Origin of the sequence: Actinomadura litoris (genome assembly GCF_009733595.1) — a bacterium.
Lineage (GTDB): Bacteria > Actinomycetota > Actinomycetes > Streptosporangiales > Streptosporangiaceae > Spirillospora > Spirillospora litoris.
The window spans coordinates 805,484-820,172 of the sequence record NZ_WOFH01000002.1; the positions used below are offsets into that span (position 1 = coordinate 805,484).

13 protein-coding genes are annotated in these 14,689 nt (G+C 76.6%); 9 read left to right on the forward strand and 4 right to left on the reverse strand.

Going from position 1 to position 14,689, the window contains the following annotated elements; genetic code table 11:
• Positions 1-65 precede the first annotated feature (65 nt).
• The 4 genes from GNZ18_RS07980 (at position 66) to GNZ18_RS07995 (ending at position 1,152) form a co-directional block, all read left to right on the forward strand.
• Positions 66-239, forward strand: coding sequence for a hypothetical protein (locus GNZ18_RS07980; protein WP_156215518.1), 174 nt, complete (start codon positions 66-68; stop codon positions 237-239).
• Entirely contained in the window at positions 236-463 is a 228-nt protein-coding gene (locus GNZ18_RS07985) for a hypothetical protein (RefSeq protein ID WP_156215519.1), read from the forward strand. Before GNZ18_RS07980 ends, GNZ18_RS07985 begins: the two co-directional genes overlap by 4 nt.
• 249 nt (positions 464-712) lie before the next feature.
• The gene (locus GNZ18_RS07990; RefSeq protein ID WP_156215520.1) at positions 713-928 is read left to right on the forward strand and encodes a hypothetical protein; all 216 of its coding nucleotides are present in this window, start codon (positions 713-715) and stop codon (positions 926-928) included.
• Complete coding sequence (locus tag GNZ18_RS07995) at positions 925-1,152, forward strand: hypothetical protein (RefSeq protein ID WP_156215521.1); 228 nt, start codon at positions 925-927, stop codon at positions 1,150-1,152. Before GNZ18_RS07990 ends, GNZ18_RS07995 begins: the two co-directional genes overlap by 4 nt.
• 309 nt (positions 1,153-1,461) lie before the next feature.
• Here the strand turns inward: GNZ18_RS07995 and GNZ18_RS08000 are convergent, their stop codons facing one another.
• Positions 1,462-2,592, reverse strand: a complete 1,131-nt coding sequence (locus GNZ18_RS08000; RefSeq protein WP_216651195.1) for a cystathionine gamma-lyase — start codon at positions 2,590-2,592, stop codon at positions 1,462-1,464.
• A gap of 107 nt (positions 2,593-2,699) precedes the next feature.
• On the opposite strand from GNZ18_RS08000, the gene GNZ18_RS08005 reads away from it, so the two are divergent.
• The 5 genes from GNZ18_RS08005 (at position 2,700) to GNZ18_RS08025 (ending at position 12,538) form a co-directional block, all read left to right on the forward strand.
• On the forward strand, positions 2,700-5,963 hold the full coding sequence (locus GNZ18_RS08005) for a DUF4132 domain-containing protein (RefSeq protein WP_156215522.1): 3,264 nt from the start codon (positions 2,700-2,702) through the stop codon (positions 5,961-5,963).
• 74 nt (positions 5,964-6,037) lie between these two features.
• Positions 6,038-7,135, forward strand: coding sequence for an ATP-binding protein (locus tag GNZ18_RS08010; protein WP_156215523.1), 1,098 nt, complete (start codon positions 6,038-6,040; stop codon positions 7,133-7,135).
• Positions 7,135-9,417 (forward strand): DUF5682 family protein, encoded by a 2,283-nt coding sequence (locus tag GNZ18_RS08015; protein ID WP_156215524.1) that lies wholly within the window; start codon positions 7,135-7,137, stop codon positions 9,415-9,417. Before GNZ18_RS08010 ends, GNZ18_RS08015 begins: the two co-directional genes overlap by 1 nt.
• Positions 9,414-10,574, forward strand: a complete 1,161-nt coding sequence (locus GNZ18_RS08020) for a VWA domain-containing protein (RefSeq protein WP_156215525.1) — start codon at positions 9,414-9,416, stop codon at positions 10,572-10,574. Before GNZ18_RS08015 ends, GNZ18_RS08020 begins: the two co-directional genes overlap by 4 nt.
• Positions 10,571-12,538 carry a YehQ family protein gene (locus GNZ18_RS08025; RefSeq protein ID WP_216651196.1) on the forward strand — a complete coding sequence of 656 codons (1,968 nt, stop codon included), beginning with the start codon at positions 10,571-10,573 and terminating at the stop codon, positions 12,536-12,538. The genes GNZ18_RS08020 and GNZ18_RS08025 overlap by 4 nt, the downstream gene beginning before the upstream one ends.
• 115 nt (positions 12,539-12,653) lie before the next feature.
• Here GNZ18_RS08025 and GNZ18_RS08030 read toward each other — a convergent pair whose 3' ends face one another.
• From GNZ18_RS08030 to GNZ18_RS41925, 3 genes are read right to left on the reverse strand one after another with little or no spacing between them, the layout of a single operon-like run.
• Positions 12,654-13,259 carry a lysophospholipid acyltransferase family protein gene (locus tag GNZ18_RS08030; protein WP_156215526.1) on the reverse strand — a complete coding sequence of 202 codons (606 nt, stop codon included), beginning with the start codon at positions 13,257-13,259 and terminating at the stop codon, positions 12,654-12,656.
• Positions 13,256-14,050: a phosphatidate cytidylyltransferase gene (locus GNZ18_RS41920; protein WP_312874369.1), complete on the reverse strand. Its 795-nt coding sequence runs from the start codon at positions 14,048-14,050 to the stop codon at positions 13,256-13,258. Before GNZ18_RS41920 ends, GNZ18_RS08030 begins: the two co-directional genes overlap by 4 nt.
• Complete coding sequence (locus GNZ18_RS41925; RefSeq protein WP_156215527.1) at positions 14,047-14,619, reverse strand: CDP-alcohol phosphatidyltransferase family protein; 573 nt, start codon at positions 14,617-14,619, stop codon at positions 14,047-14,049. Before GNZ18_RS41925 ends, GNZ18_RS41920 begins: the two co-directional genes overlap by 4 nt.
• Positions 14,620-14,689: the final 70 nt, after the last annotated feature.

Sequence of the window (14,689 nt, forward strand, 5' to 3'; positions counted from 1 at the left end):
GTGAGTACCTCCCCGAGCCTTCGTCGGACGGGCTGGAGTGCAGGCCCCAGGGGCCGGGGAACCACGTGCGTGTCCGGCGCGGCGAGGACACGCGCCGGGTCCGCTGGGCCGAGGACGCGGGGACCTTCGTGTGGTCGTTCGGGCCGGACAAGGGCGAGAAGCTCGCGGCCGACCCTGAGTGGGCGGCCGACCAGGTCGCGTCGGCGTTTGGTATCGGGCCCGGTCGGGAGTCCCGATGACCGCGTCGACTCTCGACGAGCAGCGGGCGGAGCTTAGCGCGGAGTTCCCCGGCTGGACGATCGTCTACACCCGGCCCGCCGGGCGCGTGCGCTGGTGGGCGACGCGCGGGCTCGTCCGAGAGCGTATGGACGAGCGAGGCGGCTTCACCACCTGGTCCGCTGAGGATCTGCGCCGGCAGCTCCGGGGCGCGACAGGGAACCGGCCCCCGAGGCCGGCCCGATGACGTGGGCGCGGCGTTCCATTGCGCGCGGCACCGGCCGCCGCGCCCACCCGAATGTGCGGCTGGAGGTCCGGCGCAGGGATCGCCGTGGACGTGGCCGCACCACCGGCACGGACCCGTCGCCCCCGAGGTCCGTGCCCGCCGCCCGCCCGGAGGCCGGGATCTCCGGGCGGGCGGCCCTTCGACGGCGCGGCGGCACTGCCTTCCCCCGCGACGGTGCCGCCGCGCTCACTCACCCGTGGAGGTGGCGCCATGCTCAACGATGACGACAAAGCCCAGCTCAAGGCCGAGTTTCCGGGATGGAGCATCATCTACAGCAGTGCGGGCCGGTGGTGGGCCACGCGCGGACCGCTCGGCCGCGGCGAAGAGGGCAGGGCCGGGTCGGTGGACGCCGACACACCGGAGGGGCTCCGGCGCGAGAGCCGGGAGGCGGACACGCCCCGCGCGTCTGATTGGCGGATGAGGTGAGCCCCGTCAAGGACGATCAGGAGCGCATCGACGTGTACGGCGACGAGGTCGTGTACGTCGCCGTCCATCGGCCGACCGGCCGCACGCTCGCGACCTTCCATCCCGGCGAGGACGAGGGCTGGTGGCGGGTGAGCACCCGGGGCCGCGTGCGGGAACTGTGGGTACGGCCCGGCAAGCCCGAGCCGTGGCGGGAGATCGTCGAACGCGTGCCGGCCGGGCAATAGCTCCCACGACCGGGGCGTGGGCCCATGGACCCGGGCACGACGAGCGGCTCGTCGCGGAGCTGGGCGGAAATCCGCTCGACCTCGTCCGCCGTCCGGCACACCTGCTCCAACGTCCGGCTCGGCGACCTTCAAGTCGAAGACACCGACCACCTCCGACCACAGAGCGATACCCAGCCTCGCCGAAACCGGCCGGGACGGGGCGCTGTGATGTGCTCTCGTCCACGTGGTCACCTCCCGAAAACGGGATCATGAGCATTGCGGCGAAGACTCGCCCCCGTTCGACGCCCTGGCCCCGTCACCACCTTGGAGTTACTGGCCGACCTCACCGGCCTGACCGGCTTTGGTCAGGGCTTGGTGGATGTCGGCTAGGAGGTCCTCGGTGTCCTCTATGCCGGTGGAGAAGCGGATGAAGCCGGGGGCCACCGTGTCGCCGCCCCAGCGGGCCCTGCGTTCGGCCGAGCTGTGCACGCTGCCGAAGCTGGTGGCCTGCGTGACCAGGCGCAGCGATGAGAGGAAGCGCTCGGCGAACGGCTCGTCGGGGAGCGTGAACGACACGACGCCGCCGAAGTGGCGCATCTGGCGGGCGGCCGTGTCATGTGCGGGGTCGTCGGGCAGGCCCGGGTAGCGCAGGTCCGCGACCTCGGGGCGGTGCCGCAGCGCCCGCGCGAGGGCGAGCGCGTTCTCGGCCTGGCGGTCGAGGCGGAGGGGCAGGGTCGCCAGCGAGCGGTGCGCGAGCCATGCCTCCATGGGGCCGGGGATCGCGCCGACCGTCTTGCGCCACAGGCGCACGTCCGCCGCGAGCTTCGGGTCGCGGGTCGCCACGTGGCCGAGGAGGAGGTCGCCGTGCCCGGTCATGGCCTTGGTGTCGCTGGCCACCGAGAAGTCCGCGCCGAGGTCCAGCGGGCGCTGGCCGAGCGGGGTCGCTAGGGTGTTGTCGACGGCGACGAGCGCGCCCTGGGCGTGGGCCGCGTCGGCGATGCGGTGGATGTCGCAGGTGTCCAGGTTCGGGTTGGACGGGGTCTCCAGCCAGACCAGGCGCGCCCCGTCCAGCAGGCGGAGTTGCGCGTCACCGGCCGTCGGGCCCGTCCGGACCTGCGCGCCGTAGGACTCCAGACGCTCCCGCAGCGACCGGGTCTGCATGTAGGAGTCGTCGGGCAGCACGACCACGTCGCCCGCCCGCGTCTGCGACAGCACCACCGCCGCGACCGCCGCCATCCCGGACGAGAACGACGTCACCTCGGCGCCGCCCTCCAACTCGCCGATCGCGGCCTCCAGCAGCGTCCACGTCGGGTTCTCGTCGCGCCCGTAGGTGTAGGGGCCCGTGGGCTCGCCGGGCAGGTGGTAGTACGCCGCGAACACCGGCCCCGGCAGCGGCGGGGCGCCCTTCTCCGGGGCGGGCCGTCCCGCGCCGACCGCCAGCGTTCCATCCCCCAGTGTCACGTGCGTCCCCTTCGTCCGAAGCCGTTGTCCATCCTCTCACCTGCCCGGATGCGGACGAATCGGGCATCGGCGGCGAGTGTCGCAGGCGTCCTCTAATCTCGGGCGGCATGACAGATCGGCTTTTCGGCGAGGATGTCCTGACGATTCCGGACGCGTGGCGGCGGTACCTGCATCCTCGGCGCGGCGGGACGCCCGGCCCCGAGGTCACGCCGGGCCCGGCGGCGGTGCGCGCGGCCGAGAAGCTGGTCGGGAAGGTGGAGGCCGCGGTCGAGTCGCTCCTGACCGGCAACGCGGGGGACGCGGCGCTCGCCGAGGCCGCGCGCCGGCACCTGGACGGCGACCCCGACCCGGCGGGCGCGGCGGCGCTCGCGACCGTCACCACCGCGGCGGTCGATTCCCCGGGGCCGGTCGTGGTGCAGCGGACGTTCGTCGACGCGTGGGCGGTCGCGCACGGGCCGGGGTTCGCCGCGTGCGCGGTCGTCGAACTCGAACAGATGATCGCGAAGCCTGTTCCGGGCGGCCCGTGGAAGGGCAAGTGGATCGGCGCCGGCTACCGCAAGTGGTTCGGAGGGGCGGAGGCGGAGACGATCCGGCGCGTCCGATGCCTGCTCGCGTCGGCCGGGGACCGCGACCACGCCGACGCGGTCGAGCGGCTGGCCGCCCTGCGGACCGCGCCGGTCGCGCGGTGGGTCGTGTCCTACCTGGTGCCCGAACGGCGCGACTGGCTGGAGGAGTGCCTGACGAAGCCCCACACGCTGGCCCGCGGTTACCGCTGGCTGTGGCTCTGCGCGGCCTCCGACGTCGCGCAGGTCTCCCGGCCGCAGATGGCGTTCGGCTGGACCGACGCCTCCCCCTGGGTGCTCGCGACGATGCTGGAGACCTTCGGCGCGGACGTCCTGCCCGTGCTGGTCCGCAGCGCCGGTCGCGGCGCCCAGGAGGACAAGGTCCTCTTCGAGGCGATCGCCGCGCTGCCCACGGACGACGCGTTCCAGGCGTTGCTGGAGCGGGCCGGGGACAGGCGCGCCCGCGCGGCGCTGCTCGCGGCGTCCGGCCGGTTCCCGGTGCGGGCGGCGCGGCTCCTCGCCGCGTCCCCGTCGTCGGACGCGGCGGCGCTGCTCACCGACCACATGCGGGCCCACGGCGACACGGTCGCGGCGGCGCTCCCCGGGCTCCCGGACGGGACGCGCGCCGTCCTGGAGAAGGTCGCGGCGTCGCTGGTCCGGGTTCCGGAGGCCGCGGGGGACGCGGTGCCGATGATCCTCGCTGACCCGCCGTGGACGCGTCCGAGCCGTCCGCTCGTCGCCGGGCTGGAGCCGCCCGCCGGGCGGACGGCCTGGGCCGAGGGCGAACGAGACGAGTGGCTCGCCTCGGACGTGACCTCGGTCGAACCGCCGAAGGACCCCGACTGGGACGCGCTCGCCGCCGAGCACCGCGCGGGCCGCACCCGCCCGCAGGAGTCGGTGGCGCTGATGGTGCACGGTCCCGAGGACGTCGTCCGGCCGCTCCTCCCGGGCTGGGCGGGCCGGAGCTGGTGGGACACCGACGACTGGTCGCGCCTCCTCCTCGCCCGGTACGGGCTGGACGCGCTCCCGATGCTGCTGCGGATGTCCGAGGGCGGCTCCGAGCGCGCCGCGCTGCTGATGCCGTGCCTGGACGTCGAGGTGGCGCTGCTGATGGGCGACCTGCTGGCCCGCCGCGCCAAGACCGCGCACATCGCCCGGGAGTGGTTCGGCCGCCACGGGCTGGACACCGTCGCGTTCCTGGTCCCGGCCGCGCTCGGCGAGGCGGCGGGCCCGCGCCGCGCCGCCGAGCACGCGCTGCGCCACCTGGACGGCGACGTCGTGGCCGCCGCGAAGGACGCCCACGGCGACGAGGCCGCCGAGGCGGTCGGGGCGCTGCTGGCGGCGCATCCGGCGGAGACCGGGCTCGTCACACCGCCGAAGATCGGTGACTGGATGGACCCGGCCGCGCTCCCGCAGGTCCTGCTGCGCGGCCGCGAGCTGGCCCTCCCGGCGGACGCGACGCGCCGTCTGGTCGAGCTGCTCGCGATGCCCGTCCGGTATGACGCGGAGGCGACGCGCGACCTCGACCGCGCGTCCGTCGCCGAGTTCGGGCGTGCGCTGTTCCGGAAGTGGCGGGACGCGGGCGCCCCGTCCAAGGACACCTGGGCGCTGGTCCAGCTCGGGCGCAGCGGCGACGACGAGACCGTCCGCCGCCTCACGCCGATCGTGCGGGCCTGGCCGGGCGAGGGCGGCCACAAGAACGCGGTCACCGGCCTCGGCGTGCTCGCCGAGATCGGGTCGGACGTGGCGCTCATGCACCTGCACGGCATCGCGCAGAAGATCAAGTTCAAGGGGCTGAAGGGCGAGGCGCAGGTGCGGATCCGCGAGGTCGCGGACCGGCTCGGGCTCGGCACCGAGCAGCTCGCCGACCGGCTCGTCCCGACCTTCGGCCTGGACGCCGCCGGGTCGATGACCCTCGACTACGGGCCGCGCCGGTTCGTCGTCGGCTTCGACGAACGGCTCCGGCCGGTCGTCGCGGACGAGGACGGCAAGCCCCGCAAATCGCTGCCCAAGCCCGGCGCGAAGGACGACCCCGACCTCGCGCCCGCCGCGCACGCGGCGTTCGCCGCGCTCAAGAAGGACGTCAGAACCGTGGCGGCCGCGCAGGTGATGCGGCTCGAACGCGCCATGGTGACGGGACGCCGCTGGACAGGCGCCGAGTTCCAGAAGTTCATCGCCGGGCACCCGCTCGTCCGGCACCTCGCGCGCCGCCTGGTCTGGCTGTCCGACGAGAAGGACGCGTTCCGGATCGCCGAGGACGGCACCTTCGCCGACGTCGCCGACGACGCGTTCACGCTCGCGCCGTCGGCGCGCGTCGGCGTCGCGCATCCGCTGTACCTCGACGTGGCGGCATGGTCTGAGGTCTTCGCGGACTACGCGATCCTCCAGCCGTTCCGGCAGCTCGGACGGCCCGTCCACGCCCTCACCGAGCGGGAGCGGGGCGGCGCGCGGCTGGAGCGGTTCGAGGGCCTGAAGGTGCCGGTCGGGTCGGTGGCCGGGCTGGTCCGGTTCGGCTGGGAGCGCGGCGAGCCACAGGGCGGCGGCAACGAGATGTGGATCTCGCGGCCGGTGGACGGCGGAAGGCACCTCGTCATCGAGCTGCATCCCGGGCTGTCCGCGATGGAGTTCGGCGCGACCGGCGACCACCAGCTCCTCAAGCGGGTGTGGCTCGACGAGCAGCCCGGCGACTACCCCTCCTACCGGCAGGAGCGGCTGGACGCGCTGCCGCGCCTCGCCGAGCTGGACCCGGTCACCGCCTCGGAGGCGCTCACCGAGCTGACCGGCCTCGCCGAGGTCGCCGTCCCGTAGTGGGAGATGTCGGTGGCCCTCAATACGCTGACCGCACCGACCCTCCCGCAGCACCAGCACCCCCGGAACAGGACATGACACACGACGACACCACCGACCACCAGCGGCCGCCCGCCGAGGTGCGGTTCGCCGGCGAGCTGGAGCGGCTCCGCGAGAACGACACCGGGCCGCGCCCGCCCGGCTGGGCGCTGAGCCTGACGGCGGCGCGGCGGTTCGTCGTCGGGGACGAGGCGCTCGGCGTCACCCGCAAGTTCGTCGGCGACACCTCGCTGATCGACCGGGCCCTGGTCACCCTCGCCACCAGCCGGGGGCTGATGCTGGTCGGCGAGCCGGGGACGGCGAAGTCGCTGCTCTCGGAGCTGGTCGCGGCGGCGGTGAGCGGCACGTCCACGCTGACCATCCAGGGCGGCGCCGCCACCACCGAGGACCAGATCAAGTACTCCTGGAACTACGCGCTGCTGGTGTCGGAGGGGCCCTCGACGCGGTCGCTGGTCCCGGCGCCGCTGCTGGAGGGGATGGCCGCCGGGAAGGTCGTCCGGTTCGAGGAGATCACCCGCTGCCCGCTGGAGGTGCAGGACTCGCTGCTGTCGCCGCTGTCGGACCGCGTCCTCGCGATCCCCGAGCTGGCCGGCCCGGACGCGATGGTCTTCGCGCGCGAGGGGTTCAACGTCATCGCGACCGCCAACACCCGCGACCGGGGCGTCAACGAGATGAGCGCCGCGCTCAAGCGGCGGTTCAACTTCGAGACGGTGTTCCCCATCGCCGACTTCGCCACCGAGCTGGAGCTGGTGGAGGCCGAGGCCGGGCGGCTGCTGGAGCGCAGCGGCGTCGGCGTCGCGCCCCGCCGCGACGTCCTGGAGGTGCTGGTCACCACGTTCCGGGAGCTGCGGAACGCCACCACCGAGGACGGCCGCACCATGGACCGGCTGTCGTCGGTCATGAGCACCGCCGAGGCGGTCTCGGTCGCGCACGCCGTCGGCGTGCGCGGCTGGTTCCTGCGCGGCGAGGCGGGCGAGGCCGCCGACATCGTCGCGTGCCTCGCCGGGACGGCCGCCAAGGACAGCCCCGACGACCTGACCCGGCTCCGCCGCTACCTGGAGCAGCAGGCGCCCCGCCGGGACGGCGAGCAGTGGCGGGCGCTGCACGCGGCCCGGCACCTGCTGCCCGGCTGATGGGGGTCGCCTTCGTCGGCGTCCGGCACCACAGCCCGGCCTGCGCCCGGCTCGTCCGCGCCACGATCGAGCGGCTGCGGCCCGCGTACGTGCTGGTCGAGGGCCCGGCCGACTTCGGGTCCCGGCTGGGGGAGCTGCTGCTCGGGCACGAGCCGCCCGTCGCGATCTTCAGCTACTACCGCGACGCGGAGCGGGTGCACGCCTCCTGGTCGCCGTTCTGCGCCTACTCCCCGGAGTGGGTCGCGCTCCACGCGGGCCGCGCCGCCGGGGCCGAGCTGCGGTTCATCGACCTGCCCGCCTGGCATCCGGCGCTCGCCGAGCGCCGCAACCGGTACGCCGACGCCGAGCGCCGCTACGCCGAGGTCACCGACCGGCTGTGCCGGGAGTTCGCCGTCGACAACACCGACGTCCTGTGGGACCACCTCTTCGAGATCGACGCCGACGATCTGCCGGAGCGGCTCGGCGCCTACTTCGCCCTGCTGCGCGGGGAGTCCGGCGCCGGGCCCGACGACACCGCCCGCGAGTCCTACATGGCGGAGTGGGTGCGGGCGGCGGAGGCGGACGCGGGCGACCGCCCCGTCGTGGTCGTGACCGGCGGGTTCCACAAGCCCGCGCTGGAGGCGCTGGCGCGGGAGGGCGGCACCGCGTGGCCCGGGGTGCCCGCGCCGCGCGACGGTGCGTCCGGCGGAAGCTTCCTCGTCCCGTACTCGTTCCGGCGGCTCGACGCGTTCACCGGCTACCAGTCGGGCATGCCCTCGCCGGAGTACTACCAGCGGCTGTGGGAGGGCGGCCCGGACGCGGCGGCGGGCGCGCTCACCGAGGCGGTCGTGGCGCGGCTGCGCGGGCGCGGCCAGGTCGTCTCGACCGCCGACCTGATCGCCGCGCGCACCCTCACCGAGGGGCTGACGCGGCTGCGCGGCCACCGCTCGCCCGCCCGCACCGACCTGCTGGACGGCCTGGTCTCCGCCCTCGTCACGAGCGACCTGGACGAGCGGCTGCCGTGGACGGCGCGCGGGGTCCCCGCGTCCGCCTCCCATCCCGCCGTCGCCGAGATGGTCGCGGCGCTGAGCGGCGAGCGCGTCGGGCGGCTGCACCCGGGCACGCCCGCGCCGCCGCTCGTCTACGACGCCGCCGCCGAGCTGGAGCGGCTCGGGCTCGACCGGGGCGGCCGCCTCGCCGTGAAGCTGACCGAGAAGCGGGGGCTGGAGCGCAGCCGCGCGCTGCACCGGCTGCGCGTCCTCGGCGTCCCCGGGTTCGACCGCGAGTCCGGGCCGGACACGGGCGCCGACCTCGTCCTGGAGGAGCGCTGGTGGGTCGCGCCGCACGACGCCGCGTCCCGCATGTCGGCGCTGGTCGAGGCGGGCGCCTACGGGCCGACGCTGCTGGACGCGGCGGCCGCCGCGCTGGAGGAGCGCATGGCCCTCGCGGGCGCCGACATGGGCGTGCTCGCGGCCGTGCTGTTCGACGCGGCGCTGTGCGGGTGCGCCGGGCAGTCCGAGCGGATCGCGGCGGGGATCGCCGCCGGGATCGCGGGCTCCTCCGACGTCGCGGCCCTCGGGGTCGCGCTGGAGGTCGTCCTCGGGCTGTGGCGGCACGACCGGGTCCTCGGCACGGCCCGCAGCCCGCTGCTCGGCACCGTGATCGAGGAGTGCGCCGTCCGGCTGCTGTGGCTGGTGGAGGGGGTGCGCGGCGGCGCGGCGCCCGCCGACCTCGGGCGGCTGCGGGCCGTCGCGGCGCTGCGCGACGCGCTGCTGCACGCCGCCGCGCCGCTCGGCCTCGACCGCGCGGCCGCCCTCGCCGTCGGCCGCCGCGTCGCCGCCGACCCGGACGCCCCGCCCGACCTGCGCGGCGCAGCGTTCGGCCTGGCCCGCTCGCTCGGCGACACCGGCGACACGGCGCGGGCGGTCCGGGGCGCGGCGTCCCCGCGCGTGCTCGGGGACTGGCTCGCGGGCCTGTTCGCGCTGGCGCGCGAGGAGGTGCTCGACCCCGCCGCCGCCGTCCTGGCCGTCCTGGACGAGCTGGTCGCCGCCGCCGGCGAGGAGGACTTCCTCGTCGCGCTGCCCGCGCTGCGGCAGGCGTTCGCGTTCTTCCCGCCGCGCGAGCGCGAGACGATCGCGCGCGGGCTGATGGAGCGGCGCGGCGTGCGCGGTTCCGCCCGCGCCCTGCTGCGCTCCCCGGCCGACCCGATGGCGGTCGCGGAGGCCCGCGCGCTGGAGGCCCGCGTGGACGCGGCGCTCGCCGCCGCCGGGCTCACCGGCCCCACCGGAGATGAGGAGTCATGACCACGCCCGACCTGGAGCGGTGGCGGCTGATCCTCGGCGCGCCCGCCGAGCCGTCCACCGGCGGGCTGGACGGCGCGTCCGCCGCCCGCGACGAGGCCCTCAACTGGCTGTACGGCCGCGACCCCGACCTGGCCCGGCGGGGCGTGCGGCGCGGCGGGGCGGGCGGTGGCGGAGAGCCCGTCCCGTCGGGCGACCGCACCGGCGGGTCCGGGCCGTCCGCGCTCACGACCGTCGACTGGATCGACGCCGTGCACCGGCTGTTCCCCAAGGAGACGATCGAGCGGCTGGAGCGCGACGCCGTCGAGCGGTACGAGATCCACGAGGTCGTCACCGACCCCGCAGTGCTGGAGCGCGTCGAGCCCGACCCGGCGCTGCTGCGCGCCGTCCTGCGCACCAAGCACCTGATGAACCCCGAGGTGCTGGCGCTGGCGCGGCGCATCGTCGACGCCGTCGTCAGGCAGTTGATGGACAGACTCGCGACCGAGGTCAGGACGGCCTTCCACGGGACGCGGTCGCGGCGCCCGAGCCAGGTCAGGAACTCGCGCAACTTCGACTTCCACGCGACGGTCCGCGCGAACCTGTCCCACTACCGCCCGGACGAGCGGCGCCTGTACATCGAGCGTCCGCGCTTCGTGTCGCGCACGCGCCGCCGGACCGACCGCTGGCAGCTGATCCTGCTGGTCGACCAGTCCGGGTCGATGGTCGGGTCGGTGATCCACGCCGCCGTCACCGCCGCGTGCCTGTGGGGGCTGCCCGGTCTGAGCACGCACCTGGTCGCCTTCGACACCTCCGTCGTGGACCTCACCTCCGATGTCACCGACCCCGTGGAGCTGCTGATGAAGGTGCAGCTCGGCGGCGGCACCGACATCTGCCGCGCGGTGACCTACGGCGCGGGGCTCCTCGACAACCCGCGCCGCGCGATCGTCGCGATCGTCAGCGACTTCTACGAGGGCGGCGACCCGCACGGGCTCGTGCACGCGGTGCGCGGGCTCGTCGGGCAGGGCACGCAGGTGCTCGGCCTCGCCGCGCTGGACGAGGACGCCGAGCCCGCCTACGACCGGGAGATGGGGCGGCGGCTCGCCGACGTCGGCGCGCACGTCGGCGCGATGACCCCGGGCCGGCTCGCCGAGTTCGTCGCGGCGAGGATCGGCCGGTGACCCGCGCCGACCTGCTCGCGCTGACGCCGGACGCGCTCGCCGCGCTCGCCAACCGGGGCCTGGTCAAGCGCGCGACGAAGGACCTGGACGCGGGCCAGGGCCCGGAGGTGGACGTCGACGGCGACGGCGCCGTGCACGGCGTGTTCCCCGACGGGACGCGCGCCGCGCTCCCGCCCGGCGCCGGGCTGGAGGCGGCGACGTGCTCGTGCGCGGCGACGTCGCTCTGCCGGCACCGGGTCTGCCTCGTCCTCGCCTACCAGCGGACGGCCGCGACCGAGCCCGGCACCGAAACGGGCGCCGAGCCCGCGGCGGCCTGGTCGCCGGGCGCGTTCGACGACGAGGCGCTCGCCCGCGTCCTCGGGCAGCGGGCCGTCACCGCCGCGCGGCGGGCGTTCCGCGCAGGCTACACCGCGCGGATCCACCGGCCGTCCGGGGACGATCCGGTGGCGCGGGTGGAGCTGCCGTCCTGCACGGTCCGGTTTCTCGTCCCGGACGAGCTCGGCTACGTGGACACCGACGCCGCCGCGGCGGTGCGCGGCGAGGTCGTCGTGCTGGCGGCGTGGGCGTTCCGCGCCGCCGACGAGCAGGGCGCCGACGGCACCGACGTCCGCGTCGAGGTCGGCGGCGGGCCCGGCCGGGCCGCCGGAGGCGGCACCGGGCTGGAGGCCGCGCTCGACCTCGCCGGGCAGGTGCTCATGGAGGGCGCCGCGCACGCCGGGCCCGTCCTCGCGGCGGCGCTGCGGCGGACCGGCGCCGACCTCGCGGCCCGCGACCTGCACTGGCCCGCCGCCGCAGTGGACGAGCTCGCGGACCGGCTCGACGCCCACCGCGAGCGCCGCGCCGACTACGCGCCCGAGCGCCTCGCCGCGCTGCTCGCCGAACTGCACGCCCGCGACCGCGCGGCGTCGGCGCCGCCGGGATCGGGGGTGCCCCGCTCGCTCGTGCTGGGGACGGACGAGTCCGCCGACACGCCGCTGCGCCGCGTCCGGCTGACCGCGCTCGGCTGCCGGGTGGGCGGCACCGCCGAGAGCCGCACCGCCGACGTCTACCTCGCCCACGCCGACACCGTGCTGGTGCTCAGGCGGCACTGGGCGGTGCCCGACGGCGCGCCGCTGACCGGCGCCGACGTGGCCGGGCGCCGCGTCCTCGGGGTGAGCCTGCGCGCGCTCGCCGCCGCCAACGTCGTCTCCGAGAGCGCGACCCGCAGCGCGAGCCGCGTCGTGCGGGTGTCGGCGGGCCGGGTCGCCAGGACCACCGTGACGCCGCTCGGGGAGGCGTGGGCGAGCCTGCCGCCGGCGCTGCTCGTCCGCGACCTGGAGGCGCACGAGCGGGAGATGGACGCCTGGCCGCCGCGCCTCGTCCGGCCCCGCGTCGAGGCCGAGACGGTGCGCGTGGTGGAGATCGCCGAGGTCCGCGACATCGGCTACCACCCCGGTGCCCAGCGCCTCGAAGCCGTGATCGCGGACGCGGCGGGCGCGACCGCCGTGCTGTCGGCCGAGTACGCGCCGCACCGTCCCGCCGCCCTCGACGTGCTCGCCGCCGCGCTCGCGGACGGCCCGCGCTTCGTCAGCGGCGCGGTGCGGCGCGAGCGCGGCGGGCTCGTCGTCGACCCGTTCGCGGTGCTGGCCTCGGGCGGTCCCGTGGTGCCCGACCTGATGCCCGGCGACGGGACGGCGGTGCTGGCCGCGCCGCCCGCCCCCGCCCCGGACCCGCTCGGCGCCGTCCTCGACACCGCGCTCGCCGCCTGCGCCGAGATCGCGCATCGCGGGCTGCGGCACCTCCCGCCCGGCCTCAGCGACCGGGTCGCCCGCGCGGGCGACGACCTCGCCCGCACCGGCCTGCACGCCGCCGCCGGGACGCTCGCGCGCCTCGCCGCCGCGCTCACCGGCGACGACCCGCGGGCGGCCGTGCGGGCATGGGCCGACGCGTGCGTCCGCCTGACGGTGACCGCCGAACTCCGCTGACCGGCCGGCCCCGGTCCGGGCCTGGCCGGATCCTTCAATGGATGTCGATGGACGAGCAGTCGCCGCATGTTTTTGAGGACCATTCGCGGCGCGCCTGATGGCCGGTGCGCTCTGATCACGTGCGGGTGCCGGGGCGGCGCTGTGCGCGAGCGGTCAATTCCTGGACGGCGCGCCGCGCGGCCTCCAGATCGTGCGTCGGCGCGCCGAAGCCGACGCGGACGCGGGTGCGGCGCAGCCGTCCGTGCACGCCCAGCAGGTCCCGGGTGCCGGTGAGCCCGACCGGGACGAGCGGGACCCCGGCGAGGTCCGCGAGCCGGGCGGCGCCCGTGCGGAACGCGCCGACCTCCCCGTCCCGGGAGCGGGTGCCCTCGGGGAACACGATCACGCAGCGGCCCCGGGCGAGCGGCGCGGCGGCGGAGGCCAGGTCGTCGAACCCGCCCCGGGACCGCCGGACGGGGAACCCCGCGACCGCCGTCCGGCAGACCAGCGCGCGGAACCGTCCGGCGAACCAGTAGTCGGCCGCCGCCGCGACCACCGGGCGGCGGCGCGCGGGCAGCGCGGCCAGCAGCGCGACGGTGTCGGCGTGCGAGGAGTGGTTGGCGACGATGACGCACGGGCCGTCCGGGACGGGGCCGGTGACCTCCAGCCCGCCCGCGAGCCCGAACGCGGCCCGCCAGCATGCCCTGCGCCAGAACGCGGTGATCACGACAGCGCCTTTCATGAGAGCGCCATCGCGACGGCCAGCGCCACCAGCAGCGAGTCGATCCGGTCCAGCAGGCCGCCGAAGCCCGGCAGCCACGTCCCGGCGTCCTTGACCCCGGCGCCGCGCTTGAGCATGGACTCCAGCAGGTCGCCGAGCGGCGCCCCGGCCGCCACCGCGAGCACGGTCGCCGGGGTCGCGGCGCCGAGCAGGGCCAGCACCGCGATGCCGGCGGCGGCCCCGCCCGCGACGCCGCCCCACCGCTTGGCCGGGCTCAGCGGCGACAGCGCGGGGCCGCGCAGCAGCTTCCCGCCGCACCACGCGCCGACGTCGGCGACCGCGATCGCCGCGCACAGCGGCGCCGCGAGGTCGCCGAGCAGCACGAGCCCGCTCAGCGGCGCCAGCCACACCACGCCGAACACCGCGCCCCGCGCGCGGGCCGCGCCGCCCTCGGCGTCGCCCGCCAGCACCGGGACGAGCACGACGGCCAGCAGCACCACCATCAGCAGCCGCAGCAGGTGCGCGGGCGCGAGCCACGCGACGGCGGGGAACACGGTCAGCGTCACCGCCATCGCCGCGAGGTCGGTCCCGCGGAGCCGGGCCAGCCGCGCGTACTCGGCGGCGGCGACGACGCCCGCGCCCGCCGCGAGCGCGGCGGCGCCGGGCGCGCCCAGCCAGAACGCGGCCCCGACGACGGGGACGATCAGCAGCCAGCCGAGCCACCGCTGGACCAGCTCGCGGCGGCCCGACGTCCACACCGCGACGCCGCTGAGCACGAACGCGCCGCCCACGTAGGGGATCGCCGTGGTCACAGCGCCCTCCGGATCCGCCGCGCCCGGACGGCCGCCGTCAGCAGCGACCCGGCCGCGAGCACCGCGAGCAGCGGGACGGCCCAGCCGGTGAAGGCGACCGCCGCCAGCAGCAGGCACCGCTCGGTCTTGCCGACCGGCCCTCCCTGCGGGCGCGGGCCCCCGGCGGCCGCGCCCGCGAGGGAGATCCAGGACGGCAGCGTCGCCGCGAGCGCGGCCGACGCCACGAGCCAGGCCGGGGCGAGCGCCAGGCAGCCCGCCAGCGCGGCCAGCTCCGCCGCGCGGTCGCCCAGCTCGTTCAGCACCGCGCCCCACGGGGTGCTCCGCCCCGACTCGCGCGCGATCGCGCCGTCGAGGTTCGCGCACGCCAGCCGCGCCGCCAGCAGGAGCGTGACGAGGAGCCCGGCGGCCGGGCCCGGCTCGACGAGGCCGAGCGCGGCGCCCGCCGCGCCGCCCGCCAGCACCCCGGCGGCGGTCACCGCGTCCGGCGCGACCCCGCGCCGGACGAGCGCGGCCCGGACGCCGCCGAGCCGCGCCGCGTACCAGGGCTTGAGTGCGTAGAGTCCGTCCATGCCGACCAGCGTCGAACAGGACGGACATTCTGGGCATCCGTCGGGCTACTCGGTTACTTCTGAGTAGTAC

Coding starts and splice junctions, on each gene's coding strand:
- GNZ18_RS08030 (WP_156215526.1), bottom strand. CDS start 13,259: ATGAAAGGCGCTGTCGTGATCACCGCGTTCTGGCGCAGGGCATGCTGG.
- GNZ18_RS08015 (WP_156215524.1), top strand. CDS start 7,135: ATGGGGGTCGCCTTCGTCGGCGTCCGGCACCACAGCCCGGCCTGCGCC.
- GNZ18_RS08020 (WP_156215525.1), top strand. CDS start 9,414: ATGACCACGCCCGACCTGGAGCGGTGGCGGCTGATCCTCGGCGCGCCC.
- GNZ18_RS08010 (WP_156215523.1), top strand. CDS start 6,038: ATGACACACGACGACACCACCGACCACCAGCGGCCGCCCGCCGAGGTG.
- GNZ18_RS41925 (WP_156215527.1), bottom strand. CDS start 14,619: ATGGACGGACTCTACGCACTCAAGCCCTGGTACGCGGCGCGGCTCGGC.
- GNZ18_RS07990 (WP_156215520.1), top strand. CDS start 713: ATGCTCAACGATGACGACAAAGCCCAGCTCAAGGCCGAGTTTCCGGGA.
- GNZ18_RS08005 (WP_156215522.1), top strand. CDS start 2,700: ATGACAGATCGGCTTTTCGGCGAGGATGTCCTGACGATTCCGGACGCG.
- GNZ18_RS07985 (WP_156215519.1), top strand. CDS start 236: ATGACCGCGTCGACTCTCGACGAGCAGCGGGCGGAGCTTAGCGCGGAG.